Origin of the sequence: Oleiphilus messinensis (genome assembly GCF_002162375.1) — a bacterium.
GTDB classification, from domain to species: Bacteria; Pseudomonadota; Gammaproteobacteria; order Pseudomonadales; family Oleiphilaceae; genus Oleiphilus; species Oleiphilus messinensis.
The window spans coordinates 1125407-1146059 of record NZ_CP021425.1 but is presented as its reverse complement, the minus strand read 5'-3'; the positions used below and the strand labels follow the sequence as shown (position 1 = coordinate 1146059).

The 20653-nt window shown below is 50.0% G+C and carries 17 protein-coding genes; 13 read left to right on the top strand and 4 right to left on the bottom strand.

The features are described 5' to 3' along the window. Positions 1 to 7: 7 nt before the first annotated feature. From OLMES_RS05040 to OLMES_RS04980, 13 genes are all read left to right on the top strand, one after another. A complete protein-coding gene (locus OLMES_RS05040; RefSeq protein ID WP_087460251.1) occupies positions 8 to 1582 on the top strand; it encodes an HAL/PAL/TAL family ammonia-lyase in 1575 nt (524 codons plus the stop codon). Then, the gene (locus OLMES_RS05035) at positions 1566 to 1994 is read left to right on the top strand and encodes an acyl-CoA thioesterase (protein ID WP_087460250.1); all 429 of its coding nucleotides are present in this window, start codon (positions 1566 to 1568) and stop codon (positions 1992 to 1994) included. The genes OLMES_RS05040 and OLMES_RS05035 overlap by 17 nt, the downstream gene beginning before the upstream one ends. A 4-nt stretch (positions 1995 to 1998) precedes the next feature. Further along, positions 1999 to 2736, top strand: coding sequence for a LolA-like protein (locus OLMES_RS05030; RefSeq protein WP_087460249.1), 738 nt, complete (start codon positions 1999 to 2001; stop codon positions 2734 to 2736). Positions 2737 to 2800: 64 nt separating this feature from the next. After that, positions 2801 to 5209, top strand: coding sequence for an MMPL family transporter (locus OLMES_RS05025; protein WP_087460248.1), 2409 nt, complete (start codon positions 2801 to 2803; stop codon positions 5207 to 5209). Further along, positions 5202 to 6533, top strand: coding sequence for an NAD(P)/FAD-dependent oxidoreductase (locus OLMES_RS05020; RefSeq protein WP_087460247.1), 1332 nt, complete (start codon positions 5202 to 5204; stop codon positions 6531 to 6533). Before OLMES_RS05025 ends, OLMES_RS05020 begins: the two co-directional genes overlap by 8 nt. Further along, the gene (locus OLMES_RS05015) at positions 6533 to 7162 is read left to right on the top strand and encodes a DUF3261 domain-containing protein (protein WP_087460246.1); all 630 of its coding nucleotides are present in this window, start codon (positions 6533 to 6535) and stop codon (positions 7160 to 7162) included. The genes OLMES_RS05020 and OLMES_RS05015 overlap by 1 nt, the downstream gene beginning before the upstream one ends. Before the next feature lie 12 nt (positions 7163 to 7174). Next, positions 7175 to 8458 carry a beta-ketoacyl-[acyl-carrier-protein] synthase family protein gene (locus OLMES_RS05010; protein WP_087460245.1) on the top strand — a complete coding sequence of 428 codons (1284 nt, stop codon included), beginning with the start codon at positions 7175 to 7177 and terminating at the stop codon, positions 8456 to 8458. Next, positions 8455 to 9030, top strand: a complete 576-nt coding sequence (locus tag OLMES_RS05005; protein ID WP_087460244.1) for an ApeP family dehydratase — start codon at positions 8455 to 8457, stop codon at positions 9028 to 9030. The genes OLMES_RS05010 and OLMES_RS05005 overlap by 4 nt, the downstream gene beginning before the upstream one ends. Positions 9031 to 9035: 5 nt before the next feature. After that, on the top strand, positions 9036 to 9830 hold the full coding sequence (locus OLMES_RS05000; RefSeq protein ID WP_087460243.1) for a 3-ketoacyl-ACP reductase FabG2: 795 nt from the start codon (positions 9036 to 9038) through the stop codon (positions 9828 to 9830). After that, positions 9827 to 11056 (top strand): beta-ketoacyl-ACP synthase, encoded by a 1230-nt coding sequence (locus OLMES_RS04995; RefSeq protein WP_087460242.1) that lies wholly within the window; start codon positions 9827 to 9829, stop codon positions 11054 to 11056. The genes OLMES_RS05000 and OLMES_RS04995 overlap by 4 nt, the downstream gene beginning before the upstream one ends. 264 nt (positions 11057 to 11320) lie before the next feature. Continuing rightward, entirely contained in the window at positions 11321 to 13699 is a 2379-nt protein-coding gene (locus OLMES_RS04990; protein WP_198343222.1) for a cadherin-like domain-containing protein, read from the top strand. A 106-nt stretch (positions 13700 to 13805) separates the two neighbouring features. Continuing rightward, entirely contained in the window at positions 13806 to 16184 is a 2379-nt protein-coding gene (locus OLMES_RS04985; RefSeq protein WP_198343221.1) for a diguanylate cyclase, read from the top strand. A gap of 209 nt (positions 16185 to 16393) precedes the next feature. Next, positions 16394 to 16996 carry a Yip1 family protein gene (locus tag OLMES_RS04980; RefSeq protein ID WP_087460239.1) on the top strand — a complete coding sequence of 201 codons (603 nt, stop codon included), beginning with the start codon at positions 16394 to 16396 and terminating at the stop codon, positions 16994 to 16996. A 49-nt stretch (positions 16997 to 17045) separates the two neighbouring features. Here OLMES_RS04980 and OLMES_RS04975 read toward each other — a convergent pair whose 3' ends face one another. The 4 genes from OLMES_RS04975 to OLMES_RS04960 form a co-directional block, all read right to left on the bottom strand. Next, the gene (locus tag OLMES_RS04975) at positions 17046 to 18230 is read right to left on the bottom strand and encodes a PilT/PilU family type 4a pilus ATPase (RefSeq protein ID WP_157678140.1); all 1185 of its coding nucleotides are present in this window, start codon (positions 18228 to 18230) and stop codon (positions 17046 to 17048) included. A gap of 182 nt (positions 18231 to 18412) precedes the next feature. After that, on the bottom strand, positions 18413 to 18685 hold the full coding sequence (locus OLMES_RS04970; RefSeq protein ID WP_087460237.1) for a hypothetical protein: 273 nt from the start codon (positions 18683 to 18685) through the stop codon (positions 18413 to 18415). A gap of 81 nt (positions 18686 to 18766) precedes the next feature. Then, a complete protein-coding gene (locus OLMES_RS04965; protein WP_087460236.1) occupies positions 18767 to 20422 on the bottom strand; it encodes an IS200/IS605 family accessory protein TnpB-related protein in 1656 nt (551 codons plus the stop codon). Next, on the bottom strand, positions 20422 to 20637 hold the full coding sequence (locus tag OLMES_RS04960) for a MerR family DNA-binding transcriptional regulator (protein WP_157678139.1): 216 nt from the start codon (positions 20635 to 20637) through the stop codon (positions 20422 to 20424). The genes OLMES_RS04965 and OLMES_RS04960 overlap by 1 nt, the downstream gene beginning before the upstream one ends. Positions 20638 to 20653: the final 16 nt, after the last annotated feature.

Here is a 20653-nt window from a genome sequence, read left to right as displayed (position 1 = left end):
AACAAGCATGAGTCAATACACTCCGTCGCGCCAGATCAAAGACCTGGCCTTTGGCCAACAAGCCATCACCATTGAAGACATTCTGGCCGTTGCCAATGGCAAAATGAATGTCGAGCTCTCCCAGAGCCCCGGCTTTGTCGAACGGATCGATTCAGGTATCAATTTTCTCAACAAGTTGCTGACTAAAGATGGTGTGATTTATGGCGTGACAACCGGTTACGGAGACTCCTGCTCGGTGAAAATCCCTTTGGATATTGTCTCCGACCTGCCGATCAACCTCACTCGTTTTCACGGTTGTGGACTTGGGGATTACTTGAGTGAAGCACAAGCTCGCGCCGTTATGGCCGTGCGCTTGAATTCCTTGTGTCAGGGGTACTCCGGAGTCAGCTGGGAACTGCTCGACCAGCTCGTACAATTTATCAATAGCGGTATCATTCCACGTATACCTCAGGAAGGCTCTGTCGGTGCAAGCGGTGATTTGACACCGTTATCTTACGTCGCAGGAGCTCTGATTGGCGAGCGGGAAGTTTACTACCAGGGGGCCGTTTTACCGGCAAAGAATGCCATGGCGGCTGAGGGCATTACGCCGCTCACGCTGAAACCCAAGGAAGGCCTGGCGCTCATGAATGGCACCGCTGTGATGACCGCACTCGCCTGTGAAGCATTTTCACGGGCACAGTATTTATCCCGCCTTTGTGCGCGCATCACCGCCATATCAACGGTTGCGGTCAATGGTAATCCGTATCACTTCGATGAAATTCTGTTTTCAGTCAAGCCTCATGCCGGCCAAATGAACGCGGCCAAATGGATAAGACTCGACCTGAACGAACATGAGCACCCCCGTAATGCTGATCGCTTGCAGGACCGATATTCCATTCGTTGTGCTCCCCATATTATCGGTGTGCTCGAAGATACGCTGCCCTGGCTTAGAAGCAACATTGAAAACGAACTGAACAGTGCAAATGACAATCCGATAATCGATGGCATGGGAGAACACGTGCTCCATGGTGGCCATTTCTACGGTGGCCATATCGCGTTAGCCATGGACACGCTGAAAAACTGTGTGGCCAATCTGGCCGACCTGATAGACCGACAAATTGCCCTGTTAGTGGATGAAAAGTTTAACCATGGACTTCCGGCCAATCTTTCCGGTGCAGCCCCGGAACAACGCTATATCCATCATGGCTTCAAAGCTGTACAAATTGGTGCATCCGCCTGGACTGCAGAGGCCCTGAAACTCACCATGCCAGCATCGGTCTTTTCCCGCTCGACCGAGTGCCACAATCAAGACAAAGTCAGCATGGGCACAATCGCAGCCAGAGACTGCCTGCGGGTATTGCAATTGACTGAACAAGTTGTCGCAGCAGGTTTACTCGCAAGTTTGCAAGGACTTCGTCTACGAGAGGCACAGCGTGAATTGCAGCTCGGTACCTTGGGTACAAGTCTGCAAGCCATGATTCATGATTTGTGTTCAAAAATCCCGTTCCTTGAACAAGACCGCCCGATGGAGTCCGAACTACGGGAAACAGTACAACTCATCCAACAACAATACTGGAATCTCGGCTATGACGAGCGTACCTGAAGTCGCGATCACAACAAAAATTAAAGTTCCGTTTTTTGATGTCGACTCCATGCACATTGTCTGGCATGGCCACTATGTTAAGTATTTGGAGCTCGCACGGTGCGAACTACTGGATTCAATCAATTATGGCTACCTTGAAATGGCACATTCAGGTTACCTCTGGCCCGTTGTCGATATGCGCCTGAAGTATGTTGCCCCCGCCTGCTTTGGACAATGGATTCAGGTATCCTGCAAACTGGCTGAGTTTGAAACCCGATTGAAGCTCAATTACGAAATCATCGACATCGATACCGGCAAACGACTGACCAAAGCGCATACCATCCAGGTTGCAGTGGCACGTGAAACGCAGGAAATGCAATTTGAAACCCCGGCCATATTGAAACAACGACTGGGAATAAGATGTGAGAGGTGAGTCCATGAAACCACAGCGTTGCAAAAAAATGCTGCTGGATCGGGAGGCGAATTTTGCCACAGTACTGGTCATGTCTGCTCTAGTGCTTCTCTCCCGAGCAAGCGTTGCCGAAGAGTCATGGCTCGACGGGTTTGACCCCATCCCCTTGAATACATCAGGGGACAGTGAGGGGCAGAGTATTTTCCAGATATGGCCCGGACTAGCCAACAACCTGGAAACCAACAACCTGGAAACTTATAACCTGGAAACTCAACAGGGCTCGTTTCAGCAACAAAAACAGGTTCCGATCCTGCAGCGCGCCATAGAGTCAACGGGGGAGTTTTATTATAAACCGGAAAAAGGCCTCTACTGGCACTTGCTGACCCCTATTGTAAAAACGAATCTGTTTTCCAATGCGGGGCTGTCCGAGCTCGAATGGCGTGATGATGGCACACTCGCCATCAAGACCAAAGCCAGTGGTCAGATTATCAGCGATATTATGCTTGCGATATTTCAACAAAACGAACAACGCCTGACGAAACACTTCCGGCTGCACAAAAATAGTGGCGAACAGCAGTGTCTTGCATTAACACCTCAACAACAGGCCTGGGAGACGATTCTTCAGGGGATTCAAATTTGCGGAACCACCCGGCCAACTGAAATCATTTTTTTTGAAGCCCATGATGTGCGTACACGCCTTGAATTGAATTACACGGATTTCAACGAATTGAGCGAAGAGGCAAAGCGGTTTGCCCAACACTGATAAACACCCAAACCGCAAAAGCAGTTGGCACTCATCGGTTTTTCACAGAAGAGAACTAACCTGCGTGCACAAACGCATTGTGCAAACGCTTTTAGCGCTTCTCATCACCACTTTGTTTGCCTGTTCCCTATTATTTCCCGTCCAACTTAGCACCGGCATTCTGGATACCCTGCCGGATACGGAGCACCAACAAAGCGAGTTACTGCAAAGCGCGATCAAACAAGCCGGTGCAACTTTTTCAGGGACCTTTTCTATCTGGCTGGGCCATTCCGAACAACACCATGCACGAGCGGCCATGGAAGCGCTGCGGAAAGAACTGTCAACGCTGGAAGCAAGCGACTGGCTCAAAGTGCGTAAACCAGGACAGATTTCCCCCGCCACACTGACAGAAATCTATACACCTTATGCTGAAAGAATATTATCACCAACCTATCGCAATCGCCTACTGGATAACACTCCGGAACAGTTCCAACGCTATGTGATGGGTATTCTGTTCGATATGAGCACACCGTTTGTAGCACAAACCGTACATCAGGATACAACCTTGTCCCTTGCCGATTTTCTCACCTGGCGGGCTGAATCCATAAGCCGGGTAACGGGTTCAAAAAAAGCGGGCTCCGAAGAAGCGGTAGTATTAGATGGCCGCTTTTACTTCAGAGTAATGGCACAATCGAAAAAAGCCTCAACAGTCGATGAATCCATTGTGCTGCGCGACAAACTGGAAGCCGCATTGGAGCGCGTTACAGAGGCGACGCCCCACGAACAAACCTCTCTCACGCTTAAGGTCGTGCGCCAAGGTGCTTTATTTCATAATGCAGCCAATGCCAAACGTGCAAAATTCGAATTTACCACGTTTGGCAGCGCAACACTGGTGCTGCTCACCTTACTGGTACTGCTTAGCTTTGCTTCTACAAAACCCTTCGGGCTCTTGTTCGGAGCGATAACCCTGGCCTTAATGGGTGGCTGGATCAGCCTCTGGGTGTTTTTCTCCACCGTTCATCTGGTCTCCCTGATTTTCGCAACCAGCCTTTTGGGTATTGCGATTGACTACGCATTCCACATGCTCTGTCATGGCAATCGGTCACAACAATACCAGCAGATCAGCCGAACGCTTTTTCTGGCATTTATCACCACCGCCAGCGGCTACATTATTGTCGGCCTGTTTCCAATTATGATCTTGAAACAAGTCGCCGTTTTCATGTGTTCCGGGTTGCTCTGTGCTGTTCTGGGCACAATTTGGCTGTATCCGCGCTTGGCTCAACTTCAGCCGTCATCAATCGGCGTCCGTTCGGCATTGATAAACGCCGCCGAACAATTCGGCAACCGCTTCTCCACCCCGGTGCAAATTACCTGTACTGTCCTGCTAACGCTTACTGCTCTGACAAGTCTGGCCGGTCATGGATTGAATTTACGCTACGATGATTCCATTCAGGCATTGAACAGTTCGCCAAAAGCGCTGATTGAACAGGAACAACTCGGCATGGTATTGGCCAAACAGACAGGTTTTAACTGGGATAGCCGCTTTTTTGTTATTACGGCACAAAATGAACAAGCCTTGCTGGAAAAAACTGAAAAGCTAACGGCCAAACTCCGCACAAGTCACGCCAGAAACGGGTTCACAGACTACCTTTCGTTAAGTGACTGGGTTCCATCCATTCGAACCCAAACAGAAAATCAGACGCTGCTCTCCGATGCACGCCGCAATAACTGGTTCGCGGGAAAGCTCAATATTTTGACCCCACAATACAAAATCGCAGACCCGGAAAGCGTTGACCCTGATGCCTGGTTGCAGCCAGCGACGATTCTTTCATCTGCACTGGCCGAGAGCTTGGGAACACTTTGGCTGGAACTCCACCACACCGGTAAACAGTCTGGTGTTGCAACGCTGGTGCTGTTCCGAAATGTCAGTAACGAACTCGAGCTGGCACAACTGGCGCAGCCCGAAGACGGAATATACTGGCACAATAAACCCAGACAACTCACCGAAACACTCGCTCAATATCGAGAGCTGCTGGAATATATTATCGTTTTTTCAATACTTTCCATGTTCCTGATTTGTTTGTTACTGAAATCGCCGAAAGTTGCGTTCTGGGTAGTCACTCCGCCAACGCTCGCGCTCTTTGTTTCGCTATTACTAAGCCAATGGCTACTCGGGAATCTGAATCTGTTCAACCTGTTTGCTGCACTGTTGGTTTTGATGTTAGGAATAGACTACGGCTTCATCTATCAAGGGTTCGGGTTTCGCCCATTAAGTATCGTCAGCATTTGGCTATCCATTGCCTCGTCATGCATTGCCTTCGGTTTTTTTATTTTCAGTCAGATACCCGCGATTGCCCACTTTGGCACAACACTGGTGTTGGGTCTGGGCATGCTGTTCATCGTCGCACCATTTGCGGCCAGAGGCCATGATCCCGCGGCTTTGCCTGAAACACACTTTACAATCCCCCCTTCGGAGAATCAAAAGGATGTCTAATCCCACGGAGTACCAAGTTGTTGTAATTGGTGCCGGCCCTTCGGGGGCAGTTGCAGCGGCGCACTTGAAACAGCAGGGAATATCGGTTCTGATCATTGAAAGAGAAACCTTTCCCCGTTTTTCGATCGGCGAAAGTCTGTTACCGCACTGTATGTCATTCCTTGATGAAGCAGGCATGCTTGATGCCATCACTTCGGCTGGCTTTCAGAGAAAAGACGGCGCAGCATTTTGCCGTGACGGTCAGTATGTAACATTCGATTTCGAACAAAAGTCGGCAACAGGTCCTGCTTCAACATTTCAGGTGAAGCGCGCTGTATTTGATGACATCCTTGCTCGGCAGGCAGAAAAGATGGGTGTAGAAATACGCTATCAACACAGTGTAAAGGGAATCAAAATCGAGGCAGACTATACGCTTCTGGAGGTTGAGGATGACACAGGTCAGCTGCAAACGATCCAATGTCAATTTGTTCTCGACGCCAGCGGCTTTGGCCGGGTATTACCCCGACTTCTTGATCTGGAAACCCCCTCTGATTTCCCCGTTCGCAAAGCGGTATTCACCCACTATCAGGATGGCATAGCGGCAGAGGACCCCTTTCTGCACAACGGTACTTGCTTTGATCGCAACAAGATCCTCATCGTCCCCCACGAACAGCATCATGATATCTGGCTGTGGATCATACCGTTTTCTGACGCAACAACCAGTATCGGTGTCGTTGCAGAACAGAAATACTACGATGCATTAGCTGATCTTTCGTTGAATGAGACCCTGGATCACTTTATTGATACCGATCCCGCCTTATGCCGACTTCTGAAAAACAGACAACGCTGTCAAAATGCGCGTGAAATCACGGGCTACTCAGCCAATGTGAAGTCCTTGTTTGGTGAACGTTTTGCGTTGTTAGGGAATGCCGGGGAGTTTCTGGATCCGGTTTTTTCTTCCGGCGTAACCATCGCGCTTAAATCCGCAAACTTGTGTGCACCACTCGTGGTGCGCAGCCTAAAGGGTGAATCAGTAGATTGGGAACAAGAATACGCAATCCCGCTTCGACAAGGGATTAATGCTTTTCGTACCTATGTTGAAGCCTGGTATCAGGGTGGTCTGCAAACGGTTTTCTTCCATCCTTCTCCCGACCCGAAAATCAAGGCGATGATCTGCTCCATACTGGCAGGTTATGCCTGGGATTGCAGCAACCCATTTGCCCTGAAATCAGATCGTTACCTTGGCAATCTGATTGAGCTGTGCACGCCAGAACAGCCTTTGCCTGCCTCAGCAAGCTGCAGCCCACAAACTGAATCGTTAACCCATATCGAAGCGAAAAGTTAATGTCACCAAGGCACCGTTTAATTTCCGTTGTAACAGGGTTCTTGCTCGCGACCCCCCTGTTGGGTACGTTTTCCGGCTGCAGCTTGCTTCACCAGACGAACTTGTTTCACCGAACAAACTACGCCACTGACCTGAAAATACTGCCCGGTTTGCCTGAGACACAGAAACACCAGAGCCGACTGGAACGAGTTGAAATAATTGATCACGAGCAGAATAAACTATTCGATCTGCTCATCGCCACCGAAATCGGCTCGGAGTCCCTCACTCAAGTTGGTATGTCGCCCCTCGGTTTATCGCTGTTCCGGTTGCAATGGTTCCCGATTGACGAGCAACTGGCCTTCGCCCCCGTCAATAATCGGATTACCGGATTGGATAAGCTCATTAATGGCGAATTACTGCTCCAGATCTTTCAGTTGCGTTTCTGGCCGACAAAAGACCTGCTCGCACAATATGGCCCGCGTTTTCAATCCCAAACGCCCCAAACCGCCACGGGAGAAGCCACACGTACCCTGAGCTTGAATGGTAAACCACAGTTGATGGTTGAGATTGGAGCCATTACCCGGATCCATTTTCTAGAAAGCGGTAAGCTCTGGATTATTTCGCCACTGAACAAGCAAACAGCACCCTGAGGAGACGAAACCATGGTCACCCCCAAAACGCTTGAAACGCCGCTTATTCTGTCCCCTCCTGGAGTTGTCAACGCGGCAGGTCATAACCCGGAGCAGTTTTGGCAGACCCTGGAGCGCGGCATACCAACGCTAACCCCAAGGGATGATCTGGTACCGGAGCACAGCATCCATGTCGGCGAGATAGCCGGCACGCTACCAAACAGGGAAGCCTGGCCTCAGCAGTTCCAGACACGCAACAACCAACTGGCTGCAGCGGCACTGATTCAGATTCAAGACCACATTCAAATCGCCATTGACCGCTTTGGTCCGGCGCGAATTGGCATCGTTGTCGGAACCAGCACATCGGGCATTGCAGAAGCAGAAACGGCCCTGGCTGAATACAGTCAAGTGGGTACTTTTCCAAAGCAATACAGCTATCAGCAACAGGAATTCGGGTCCCTAGCGGAATTCACCCGCTATCTGTTTAAAACCAACGGCCCGGCATACACAATATCAACCGCGTGTTCATCCAGTGCCAAAGCCCTGGCAAGCGCCTACCACCTCATTCGAGCCGACCTCTGCGATGCGGTGATCGTCGGGGGGGCAGACAGTTTGTGTCGGCTCACCGTTAACGGCTTTCACGCTTTGGGTGCGCTCTCCTCAGGTCTGAGTCGCCCCTTTGCACAGGACAGGGATGGCATCAACATTGGCGAAGCAGCCGCATTTTTCTGCCTGCATAAAGAAGACAACCACTTACGCACAGGGGACAACATTGCCCTGCTCGGGATTGGAGAAAGCAGCGATGCCCATCACATGTCAGCGCCCGATCCGGAAGGTGAAGGGGCCACCTCTGCGATGAGAGATGCTCTGCACATGGCAGGATTAGGAGAGCGCGATATTGATTACATCAACTTGCACGGCACTGGCACCCCCAGTAATGACCAGATGGAAGCGAAAGCCGTGCATCGCTTGTTCGGTCAAACCGTACCCTGCAGTTCAACGAAACCCTTTACGGGGCATACGCTCGGCGCTGCAGGAAGCACTGAAGCGGCAATTTGCTGGCTGGCACTCAGCAAACGCAATGAGCGTTACAGCCGGCCTAAACAGATCAACCTGGAAAGTGCTCCACCCGCTATTGAAAACAACCCGACTCCAGCAACAACAGCCTCTACTGTCGATCCAGCATTGCCAGCCTTGAGTTTAGTCACATCGAAAAATTCCAATTTGTATTCAGACACACCTTTGCGTTACTGCCTGAGCAATTCTTTTGCCTTTGGCGGAAACAATATCAGTCTGCTGTTAGGACGAACTTCATGACATTGACACCCGCCTTCCCGCCAATAGAGGCATTGCTCGCACATCGCCCTCCCATGATATTGATCGATTCTTTACTTTCAGCGGATCAAGATCAAGCGCTGAGCCTGACCTGTATCCAGGCTGACAACCTGTTCTTTGATCACGACAGTCGTTGGCTTCCGTCTTATATCGGCATTGAACTGATGGCACAAACCATTGGCGCCTGGAAAGGCTTCCAGAACCTGAAAAACCAACACCCGATTCAGATTGGTTTCTTACTCGGAACCCGTAAATTCAGTGCCGAAGTAAACGGTTTTCTCGAACATGAAACATTAATCACACGGGTCAGCCGTCTTTACGAGGAAGAGAGCGGCCTCTGCGTTTTCGATTGCGAGATTTACACAATTAACCGCTCCCAACTAGAAAATCGAGAACTTGACCTTGCAAATTTGCCACAAATTAGCAGCACAATCGCAAAAGCGCTTGCCAATGCAGGTCAGTTTTTTTCAAAATGCGAAGCCTTGGTCGCAGAGGCCAAAATAAACGTTTACCAGCCTCAAGACACCGAGGCTTACTTGAAAGGGTTGGAGTAAACAACATGGTTGATGCCAAACACACAACAAAACGTCGAGTACTCGTCACAGGATCGAGTCGAGGTATCGGCAGAGCGATTGCGCTGGATCTGGCCAGACAGGGTTTTGACATCGTACTCCACTACCGTAGCGATGATCAGGCACTGGCATCCGTCAGGACAGAAATACTTGAAATACTGGCCGAAAACGCTTCCCAGCATGGGGCTGTCCAGCACGACCTGAGTGTACTGAAGTTCGATGTGGCAGATCGGGAAACAGCTCGAACGGTAATCGAGTCAGACATCGAAGCAAATGGTCCATATTATGGCATCATTTGCAATGCGGGCATCACCCGGGACAATGCGTTCCCGTCGATCACCGATACGGATTGGGATGATGTTATTCACACCAACCTCAGTGGCTTTTACAATGTTGTGCAACCGGCAATCATGCCCATGATCCGTAATCGTCAAGGCGGTCGAATTATTGCAATGTCGTCCGTATCGGGAATTATGGGGAATCGGGGTCAGGTCAACTACAGCGCGTCCAAAGCCGGCTTAATTGGCGCAAGTAAATCCCTGGCGATTGAATTAGGCAAACGGAAAATTACAGTCAACTGTGTCGCACCGGGTTTGATCGATACTGACATACTCGATGCCACAGCCGACAGCGAAAAACACTATCAGGACATTGTTAAAATGATCCCGGCAAAAAGGATGGGAAAACCGGAAGAAGTCGCTGCAGTTGTACGCTTTTTGATGTCGGATGATGCAGCCTACGTAACCAAACAAGTTATCGCAGTAGATGGTGGACTGGCATGAAACGAGTTGTTGTGACTGGCATGGCTTCCCTTACAGCGTTTGGCAACACTTGGAAGGACTTCAACGGGAACCTGAATCGAGGCCGGAACGCTACACGATATATGGACGACTGGTCTGAAATTGACGGCTTGAATACCAAGCTGGCAGCTCCCATTCCTGACCTGACCTTGCCAAGCCATTTCACGCGCAAGAAAACCCGCTCAATGGGACGCGGGTCGATTATGGCAACCATTGCTGCGGAACAAGCCCTCAAGTACGCAGACCTGACCGATTCCCCAGAAATAACATCTGGTGCGACTGGCGTGGCGTTCGGCTCCTGTATGGGCTCAACCAGCCCCATCCCCGCCTACGGCCGACTGCTTAAGGATAAGGTGATGGCCGGGGTTACAGCCACAAGTTATATCCAGATGATGGGACACACAACCCCCGTCAATATTGCGGTGTTTCTAGGCTTGAAAGGCCGGGTACACACCACCAGCTCTGCGTGTACATCGGGGTCACAAGGTATCGGATATGCCTATGAAGCGGTCCGCTTTGGCAAGCAAAAAATCATGATTGCCGGAGGCGCAGAAGAACTCTGCGTTACCCAAGTAGCGGTATTTGATACGATGTATGCCGCCAGTATGAGAAACGACACACCCGAAACGACGCCAAGACCATTCGATCAGGATCGCGAAGGACTCGTGATTGGAGAAGGTGCAGGTGCGTTAATTCTTGAAGAACTTGAGCACGCTCAAGCCCGCGGCGCGATTATATTGGCGGAAGTTGTCGGCTATGGCACGAATTGCGACGGTGCACATATCACCCGCCCGGAAAAAGACACCATGCGTGCCGCTATGCAACAAGCACTGGATGATGCGCAAATCTCGCCAGACGCTATTGGCTATGTGAATGCCCATGGCACAGCTACGGAACAAGGCGATATCGCAGAGACACACGCCACTCGTGAAGTCTTTCAGCGTCGAATCCCGATTAGCTCTTTAAAAAGTTACCTGGGCCATACCCTGGGTGCCTGTGGCGCAATCGAAGCCTGGGCAACGGTCAATATGATGTACGACAATGCTTTTGCCCCAACCTTGAACTTGCAGAACCTGGACCCACGCTGTGCCGACCTTGACTACATCACAGGGGCCTTTCGCAATCTGGATACAGAATATGTGATGTCGAATAATTTCGCGTTCGGCGGGATTAACACTTCGCTTATATTTCGCAAGTGGCCAAAGTAAAACCCGATAATTTGCGGCGATTTCGACCAAAATACAAATCACTACAAAAGTTAAAATATTTTTGCTGAATGTCAGGCACTTACCCTCAAATACGGGGTAATCACTACTGTACCGGGGGTTTCCATCCACCTCCCTTGCGTTACAATATTTTGCTAAATTTTGCAATGTGACCCACGCATCACTATGGACGTAAGTCGATCACACCACGTAATCTGGAAATTAACTAGGATCGACACACACGGATTTCAAACACGAGGTTCTCAAATGTCTTTTCACTACTCAAAAGCACTCACGGTGGCCATCAGCCTTATTTCTGCATGCGGCTTGATCTCTGGCACCGTGCATGCCAATCCCGCAAACGCTGCACTGCAGCAGTTACCTCCCGGACTAGAGGATCTTCCCCCCGGACGTGTACGGGACAAAATTGCATCGCTCCCTCCGGCCGCTCAGAAACAGGCACTGAACTGGCTGGAACGCTTTTCAATACCGGAGCAGGACTATGATCATGTCGATGTAGACCCTGAGGGCGGCATCTTCTATATCGATGAAAAAACGGTTCCAGAATCCTCTGAGGAACTACCGAGCCCTGAATCTGGTCTCAGCGCAACGGATACGTTTACCCTACACAGCAAACCCGGCGCCTCAAATATCATTTATCTTGACGTTGACGGACACACAATTGAAGGCACAATCTGGAATGGCAGCGTTTCAGCATACCATGCCAAACCTTTTGACCGAGATGGTTCGCCCTATACCTACAGCCAGTCCGAACTCGATGATATCGCCGCAATCTGGCACCGTGTGGCAGAGGACTACGCCGCATTTGATGTTGATGTCACCACCGAAGCCCCTGCTCAGATGGGGCCCACAGTAGGCCGGATCCTGATCACGCACAACACCGATGAAAACGGAACCGCAATGCCCCACAGCAGCGCCGGCGGGGTCGCCTACCTTGGGGTCTGGGGCCGCAGCAACTACGCCTACTATCAACCCGCTCTGGTTTACTACAACAACCTCGGCGGCGGCGCACCACGCTATGTCTCTGAAGCCGCGTCTCATGAAATGGGTCACAATCAGGGCCTTGGACATGATGGAACACTGAGTGGCTCAGCCTATTACAACGGGCATGGCAGCGGCTACACCCGTTGGGGACCGATCATGGGTGTCGGCTACAACACCCACGTCAGCCAGTGGAGTAAGGGTGATTATAACGATGCCAACAATACCCAGGACGACTTTGGCATCATTGCCGCGAATGTAGGCCTTCGACCAGATGATCACGGCGACGATATCAGCAGCGCTTCTGCTCTGGAAATCGATGGGGCCGGCCAAATTGTAGTCACAACCCCGGAAAACGATCCCGCCAATTATTACTCGGGCAACAAAGGTGTCATCTCGTCCCGGAATGATATTGATGTGTTCGAAATCATTTCCGGAGAGGGTACGATCAATGTCACAGTGACCCCCGCATGGCTGGCGTTTAACGACAACTATGCCAGAGGCGCAAATCTGGACATCAAGGCCACCTTGTTAAATGCTCAAGGTCAGGCGCTTGCTCAATCCTCCCCCACTACAGATACTTATGCCGAGATCCAGTATCAAGCCAGTGCCGGTGCTTACTACCTCGCCGTCACTGGCGTTGGTGATACCCCCAGTGCCAGCACTTACGACGACTACGGCTCTCAGGGTCTGTACTATATATCAGGCAGCATCTCACCTAACCAGAGCAACAACAATGCGCCCGAAGCGCAAAACGACAGTGCCTCAACAACAGAAGATCAGGCAATCAACATTGCCGTTTTAAGCAATGACAGTGATATTGATGGTGACACGTTAGTGCTGTCTCAAGTGAATAATGGCACATTGGGCACAACTCAAATTCAGGGCGGCACAATCGAGTACACGCCTTTTGCAAATGCAAATGGCACAGATCAGTTCAGCTACACCATCATTGATGGCCAGGGTGGCAGTGCAACAGCAACCGTTACCGTTTCCATTTCGGCAGTGAATGACGCTCCCGTGGCTCTCAATGACAGCGAAACCCTGTCTCAGGATTCCAGCAGCCTGATCGCAGTCCTGAATAATGACAGCGACCCGGACGGTGATGCCCTCACCGTAACTGCAGTCAATCAACCGGCTAACGGCACCGCGACAATCAATGGTAACTCGATCAACTACACGCCTGCTTCTGGCTACACCGGCCCGGACAGCTTCACATACATCATTAGCGATACCGGTGGTTTAACATCCACGGCAACGGTAAGTGTTTTTGTCAATGAGTTGGTGGAGCCTCCCGTGACGCCCGCAAACTTCATCGCGGTCGATGGTACAGACGGTGCCGCGCAATTGAGCTGGACCGATACGGACAATGAGACCGGCTTTGAAATTCAGCGCGAAACCAAGCACAAGAAACGCAACACCTGGAATGGTACAACCACTGTTGCAAGCCCGTCTCAAGATACCACGGTTTATTCTGACAACGTGGGTACAGGGACTTTCCGCTACCGTGCTCGCTCCAGCAATTCGGAGGGTGTATCCCCATGGTCAGCCTGGTCTGAAGTGACGGTGACAGATGCTAGCGGTGGTGGTGACAGCGGCGGTTCCGGCGGTGGCAAAGGTGGCGGCAAAGGCCGAAATAAATAATTGCCCCAAACACCCACACACATCGGGATGGTCAGGAACACTGCTTCTTGATTATCCCGGTGCTATGATTAATGGCAAGAACGCACACGCACCGGGTTGCAGATTCATGCCAAAATCGAAACTTTTCTCTCGAACGTTCTCCACGGTTGTCATTACCGTGTGCCTTTCTGGACTCATCGTCTACGGATTTACCATACCCTGGATGGAGCAACGCTTTATCCACAATGCCGAACAGCATGCCCGCGGAACCCTGGACACAACATACGAACTCATCCAGAACCGGTATCAGGAACTGAAATATTATGAAGATACGTTAATTGATGCGAAAAAACGTGAACTGGTACGATCCATTGAGCAGGTTAACGCCTACATCAACCAACTAAAACGAAGAGTCTCAGCGAGGCTGGTCAGTGAACAACAAGCCCACGAACTGCTAAAAGACTTTGTCCGCACAACCACTTACGGCAACCACGATTATTTTTGGTTGCTCAACCTGGACGGAGAGATTATTGCGCATCCGGATGCCCGGTTTAATGAAATGCAAATCAGGCAACTCAATTCGAAAGATGCGCAGGAAACCTTATCCAACATTACTGCCCGGGCGAAAGCAGAAGGTCACGGGTTTTATCACTATTCCTGGCAACGCCTGGACAAGTCTGAGCGTGCTGAAAAAATCTCTTATTATCGACTCATACCCGACTGGAACCTCGTGCTTGGCACAGGCGTCTACATGGACGATATCCAATCCGATATCGAAACGCGAAAAATAACCCTGGTCAATAACTTGCGCAACTTCATCCTGCAAACTCGCATTGGGCAAACGGGCTACATGTATGTTTTTAACAGCCAGCAGGAGATGGTGATCCATCCGAACAACCAACTGGAAGGGCGAAATGTTGCGCAAATGCTCAATCCAATGACCGGCAATCCTCTCGCTCAAGACATAATTGATGCCTCAATAACGCTGGAGAAAAAGCTGATTTATAAGTGGGATAAACTGGATGATAAGGGCAACTTCGGCTACGAGAAAATTGCCTGGGTAGATTACTTCCCGGGGTTCGACTGGTACCTGAGCACCTCCGTTTATGTGGATGAATTGAAAGCCGAAGCCAGCGAGCTTACTGAACGCATCATTCTGGTGACGCTGTTCCTGCTGACCACCGCCTTGGTCGCGGCATATATGTATTTAAAACGCTTGACCAATCCGGTTATCCAGCTTGCGGAGGATGCACGACGCATTACACAAGGTGATCTGACAGTATCAAGCCAAATTCAACGCAGCGATGAAATCGGCATTCTGGCAAATGCGTTCAATATTATGGTGAATAAACTCCGGGGCCAGATCGAAGCCCTGGAAACACGAGTCGAAGCCCGTACCCAAGAGCTTTCAGGCATGGTACATAACCTGGAGAAACGGAACCATGATATCGAACTACTGAACGAACTGAGCCAGCTCGTGCAATCCTGTGAGTCGCTTGATGACCTGTATCAGACGGTCCAGAAACAACTACTTCGACTCTTTAATCACGATAGCGGTCTGCTTTTAATGCTGGATAGTCAGGGCCACTTGATTCCGCGCCTGCATTGGAGAATAGAATCAACAGATTCCGCATTCAGCCGATCGGAGTGCTGGGCGATGCGCCGGAGCGAAACCCATACCGAAGATGGCATCAATGCACCAGCATGCTCTTGCGCGCTCGCTCAAAGCGAAAATATAACGCTTTGTATTCCGCTTAAAACAAGAGACCAGATTCTCGGCTTATTACATATCCGAGTCAGTGCTGAACAATGCGGAGTTGCAAACGCAACCAGCTCGATGGAAGTGCGACGCTGTTCAGACCAAACCCTGAAAGACCGTAAGCGATTGGGTGAAGCAGTCGCGAAGATTCTGGCACTTGCCATTGCCAACATTCAGTTACGTGAAAATTTAAAACGAGAATCGGTCATGGACGCGCTGACCGGCTTGCAGAATCGACGCTACTTTAACGAGTTAATACCCCGAGAGCTGGCCAGGGCAGACCGAAAACAGTCTCAAATCAGCCTGCTAATGCTTGATGTTGATCACTTTAAAAATGTGAATGACCAATTTGGCCACAGTGTGGGTGATGAACTATTGACTCAATTAGGCCAACTCCTCCGAAACCATATCCGAAAAGAAGATGTGGCCTGTCGCTACGGTGGAGAGGAGTTCGTCATCATCATGCCGGATAGTGACTTGAAGGACGCATCGGTAAGAGCCAATGAAATCAGGCTTGCAGTCGCAGACAACCTGATTGCCCGCGATCTATCTTCAGGACGCTCCAGAGCTGTAACCATATCAATTGGTGTCTCGGTTTACCCGATACATGGCACCACGCCCGACCGTTTGCTAAATGCAGCCGATACAGCGCTTTACCAAGCCAAGCACGAAGGCCGAAACAAAGTATGCTGTGCCCCAGCTCCCGATAACATCAGACCCATCCAGTCACCAGCCAAACCAAAGTAATAAGTTGCAATCAGTAACAGAGCGTGAACACGATTCCACGTAAAATTGCGTGAAATATCTAATTTGACATTTTTTTTACTTGACTAATTTGGTCATTATTTCGACACTTAGGATGTGATTGGATGTATGTACCAGGAAGTATTGGGATCATAATAAACTCAAAGTTGTACAAAAATAAATAAAAACAACTCATTAGAGGAGATCTTCATATGAGTATTGGTCATGTTTTGGGCTTGCTTACACACCCAGACCTAGAGTGGGAATCCATTAGACGCGATGGGGAATCCGTTGGCAGGCTTTACGCTTCGCATGTCTTGGCTCTTGCACTCATCCCTGCCGCTGCAGGCTACTACGGTGCGACTCAGGTCGGCTGGAGTATCGCCGGTGGTGACGTCGTAAAACTAACCTCATCAAGTGCCATACAACTCTGTACGCTGTTTTACTGCGCCATGATTGTAGGCCTGTATATTATCGGCAAATTTATTGACTTTTTCGCCGCAACCTTTGACGTGGATGACACACAGCCGAAGGGCTTCATTCTCGCAGCTTACACGGCCACTCCGCTGTTTGTGATGGGTATAATCGCGGTCTATCCGGTGTTATGGGTTAACATGCTCGCCGGTATCATCGCAGTCGCCTACTCGGTGTACCTGCTCTATGAAGGGCTACCCATTCTAATGAAGATTCCTGCTGAGAAAGGCTTCATTTTCGCAAGCTCTGTATTAACCGTGGGCTTGGTAATGTTGGTGGGTTTGCTGGCCATCACCGTTATTATCTGGTCTGTTGGTATCGGTCCGGTTTATATCCGGTAACCACAGGGAAGGCTCCGGGGAGGTTTTCTCCTCCCCCGGCGACTATTTATTAGCGAACAAGCTTGAGTGCTCGATCCGCGCAAGCCATTGCATTGGCAGAGCGCACCGATAGATTACCAGTAGCTCCAACGTCTGAATACCTCCCGTCTTGCTGGCGTTTCCGGGTTGCCTGAGGCCCGAACCGAATCAACAAAGACATATTCACCTTCGAATCTGCATACTTCACTGCAGTTTCCGCAGAAATTCTGGCTGCCTTAAATAATCTGAACAAGGACTGATCCATCGTTTCCGCCCCGGAATCCTGGGTACGGTCTATCGCCTCTGCGATATCATCAAGCCGTCCGGACTGAATCCGCTCGGCCACTAACGGTGTGTTCATCAACACCTCTGTCGCCAAAACTCGCCGGCCATTAATGCCGGGGACAAGGCGCTGACAAACGACGGCCTTGAGATTAAGTGCCAGATCCATCAACAATGATGAACGGGCAGACTCGGGATAGTAGTTGATTAAACGCTGAATCGCCTGAGCACTCGACGTTGCATGCAATGATGACAGGCAGAGGTGCCCGGTTTCAGAAAATGACACGACCTGACGTGCGGTTTCAAAGTCACGAATTTCGCCCACCATCAACATATCCGGTGATTCCCGCACAGCATGACGAAGTGCGTCAGCACAGGAATGTGCGTCTGCCCCAATCTCTCGCTGGTTCACCATGCATAACTTGTGTTCAAACCAGAATTCGATTGGATCCTCGATCGCCAAAATATGGCCGGGGACATGGGTATTGCGATGTTCAACCATCGCCGCCAGAGAGGTGGACTTGCCACTCCCGGTGTTCCCACAAAAAAGAATCAAACCATTCTCATGCAGCGATAATTCAGCCACACCTTCAGGAAGCCCCAACTGACCGGGCTCTGGTATTTGATGCTTGATATGCCGCGCCACAAGAAAAGGAGCACCACGCTGATAACTCAAGTTGATTCTGAACCGGCTTTGATCTGGCAAGGTATAGGCGATATCCAGCGCCCGATTACGTTGGTAAGTCTGAAGCTGCTCGGTGCTCAAGATACGCTGAATCAAGTTTAAAAGGTGTTTCTCTGATACAACGGGTGCCGACAAAGGCGTATAACGTCCTTCGAGCCGAATAGAGGGGCGAGCGCCAGCGCTCAAAAACAAATCCGACGCCCCGCGGGCGACGCATTGCTGCAGGAAAAAATGAAGCGTACTGCTCATAATACATCCTTGTAAAGCGAAGACATGACAATTAAAAGTGAACGATGTTGACCGTCTCATCCAAAGGCTTTATTTCCTTATTTTTCCTTCGGACGAGACGCATGGTAGATGATTTATTAAGCAATGGCGAGTCTTTCGCCTAATACTTTTGTCGTATTGCCGATAAGTCGTTAGCGTTATAGTCAGGAACGGGTCTTAACCTGGTCGCAAATCCCCGCCACATTATCAAAATGCACATAGATGGTATGGACATTATTGGAGTAAGTGTCATGCAAATGAAACTTATACCGCTGTTGCGGCTCCCCCTGCAGAAACCGTTCGTATTCCTTCACCAGCTCCCGAATGTCCCCCGGATTTTCCTTACTCCAGGTTGCGTTGTAAGGCCCCAGTACCGCACCACCTTTCAAGCAGATCGTTACTTCATGATTAGTCAATGCATTTTCACTGATTTGCATGATCGTATCTCCTGTGATTTCAATTGGACACCGTTTTCATAAACCTGCTTAAACCTACTCATGGTTTAAACGAACTTATCCCTACAGCGCAGGGTGGGCGGAAAGCAGTGGAGCGCTTTCCTGAATCAAGTCGGGACTCATGCCCGGTCTACCATCAAGGCGAGCCTCGACGAAGTAACTAACCCGATTCACACGACGAAAGTGACGCCAGCCACTCAGAAAATCTAATGATTTTTCGAGTGGTTGGTACCAACGCTGAAGTTTAGTGTAATACTGATAGTCCCTGAGCGCCATCCTTACAGGCGGATGCTCGGTCTTAACGATACCCTTCGCGTTAATACCAATGAGTTGTTTGGGCGGCTTTTCTTTAAAGCCATAATGCCGACGACCAATCACTAACGCGGCCGCATGGTGATCTGAAAAACCGTGTCGATCGCGATATTTCATCCGCCCCAATAATGAGGTATAAGCCGAATTGACGTGATAAAGGCGTATGCCGCGTTTTATGCTTTGCGTTTCAATCAAGTCCTTGATCTTACCGTAAGCAAAGGCATTTAACATGCGGGCATACTGAGGATGATCCTGCTTTTGGTATTGCCGTTTCTTCTGCTGAAAATCCAGCTTTTCGATCACCACCGCTTTACCTTGCTGTGCGGCAAAGTCCATCAGGTCTCGTACGGCATCCCCAATAATGGCTGACCGTTGAACATCATTCTTATAGTGTAACGGTAAGTCAAACGTTCGGTGTTGCAGTGGGTTACCGTTTCGATCCAGCTCGACCACCGCTAAGTGGTCCGGGTTGACATCCACACCAATGACACCTTGATCAGCATCGATCCACTCTGCTTGCTCTGTTGGTCCTGCCACTTCCACGCTAACGAGTAACCGCCAACCTTTTTTGTCTCGCTTAAATCGAAAACTCAGGGATTGTCCCTTGATTGATTTATCGTGTTTTTTAACCTGATTCTGCCAAACGGCTTGGGCAATCATCGCCCTACCATGCTTGAATTGCAGGTGATCAATGTGAATGGTCGTGCCAAACGTGGCGCGTAATTGATGGGGCACCAAGAGTTTTAGCTGGTAAGCATCTTCTTGCTCACTGGGCGATAGCTGGGCATTTTGACAGCCCCAGGATTCATCATGCGAACCCACTAATAGAAATTCGCGGTGTCGTGCTTCGTGCCAGCGTTGTTTCCAGCCTTCAATGGCCGAACCCGTTTCTAACGCTTGACGCTCTTTCAGCAGCTTTCGACCACCAAAACAAATCGGTGTTTTGTTTTCCTGTTTTTCGGCCACCAAGGCGGACTGCTTTTGCTGCCAACGACGCAGTTTAACTTCCTTCTGTCGTAACCTGTTGCGAAGTTGTTTCGCCTGTTGCGGGCAGCCTTTTTCTGCAACATGATCACAGCGCTTATTCAGCTTGTTGAGCGTCTTCTCCAGCTGTTTGATTTTAACGTCCAGCGTCACCAGTCGGTTGTTTCGATTGGTTTGGTAAGACTGGATTAAGCCTTTAATGCTTTGCTGTACGCCTTGAAACACCCGATAGCTGAACGGCATCCCCATTTCATGCATAAACTGGGTACGATTCAATTGCTGGGCTTTAGGCTTTTGTAAGTTAGCAAACCAACGAAACTTCACTTGATTCCACAGCTCGGCATATTGACACAATGCTGCATCCTGCTCATAAATCAAATCAAGCCGGGTTTCAAAGGTGAGTGTTTTCGTTGGCGTATCCACTAGGCGATGGCTCGTTGATTTTTGATAATTCGGCGTTGCTCATCAGCAGTGGACTGACCGCAAAAGGCTAAAAGTTTCTCAAGCGCGTAACGGCGATGGCCATCAGGCGTACGGAAATCTGAGATAAATCGTGATTCTTTTTCCCAGCGACGAAGGGTGGAAACGGCCACACCCAGCAGAAAAGCGGCAGCGCCTATCGATAGAAATTCAGCCATAATCATCACCTCCATC

What these genes read in the sequence shown, in the direction of transcription:
- OLMES_RS05040 (WP_087460251.1), top strand. Translation starts at nt 8, where the DNA reads ATGAGTCAATACACTCCGTCGCGCCAGATCAAAGACCTGGCCTTTGGC.
- OLMES_RS05035 (WP_087460250.1), top strand. Translation starts at nt 1,566, where the DNA reads ATGACGAGCGTACCTGAAGTCGCGATCACAACAAAAATTAAAGTTCCG.
- OLMES_RS05030 (WP_087460249.1), top strand. Translation starts at nt 1,999, where the DNA reads ATGAAACCACAGCGTTGCAAAAAAATGCTGCTGGATCGGGAGGCGAAT.
- OLMES_RS05020 (WP_087460247.1), top strand. Translation starts at nt 5,202, where the DNA reads ATGTCTAATCCCACGGAGTACCAAGTTGTTGTAATTGGTGCCGGCCCT.
- OLMES_RS05015 (WP_087460246.1), top strand. Translation starts at nt 6,533, where the DNA reads ATGTCACCAAGGCACCGTTTAATTTCCGTTGTAACAGGGTTCTTGCTC.
- OLMES_RS05010 (WP_087460245.1), top strand. Translation starts at nt 7,175, where the DNA reads ATGGTCACCCCCAAAACGCTTGAAACGCCGCTTATTCTGTCCCCTCCT.
- OLMES_RS05005 (WP_087460244.1), top strand. Translation starts at nt 8,455, where the DNA reads ATGACATTGACACCCGCCTTCCCGCCAATAGAGGCATTGCTCGCACAT.
- OLMES_RS05000 (WP_087460243.1), top strand. Translation starts at nt 9,036, where the DNA reads ATGGTTGATGCCAAACACACAACAAAACGTCGAGTACTCGTCACAGGA.
- OLMES_RS04995 (WP_087460242.1), top strand. Translation starts at nt 9,827, where the DNA reads ATGAAACGAGTTGTTGTGACTGGCATGGCTTCCCTTACAGCGTTTGGC.
- OLMES_RS04990 (WP_198343222.1), top strand. Translation starts at nt 11,321, where the DNA reads ATGTCTTTTCACTACTCAAAAGCACTCACGGTGGCCATCAGCCTTATT.
- OLMES_RS04985 (WP_198343221.1), top strand. Translation starts at nt 13,806, where the DNA reads ATGCCAAAATCGAAACTTTTCTCTCGAACGTTCTCCACGGTTGTCATT.
- OLMES_RS04980 (WP_087460239.1), top strand. Translation starts at nt 16,394, where the DNA reads ATGAGTATTGGTCATGTTTTGGGCTTGCTTACACACCCAGACCTAGAG.
- OLMES_RS04975 (WP_157678140.1), bottom strand. Translation starts at nt 18,230, where the DNA reads ATGAGCAGTACGCTTCATTTTTTCCTGCAGCAATGCGTCGCCCGCGGG.
- OLMES_RS04970 (WP_087460237.1), bottom strand. Translation starts at nt 18,685, where the DNA reads ATGCAAATCAGTGAAAATGCATTGACTAATCATGAAGTAACGATCTGC.
- OLMES_RS04960 (WP_157678139.1), bottom strand. Translation starts at nt 20,637, where the DNA reads ATGGCTGAATTTCTATCGATAGGCGCTGCCGCTTTTCTGCTGGGTGTG.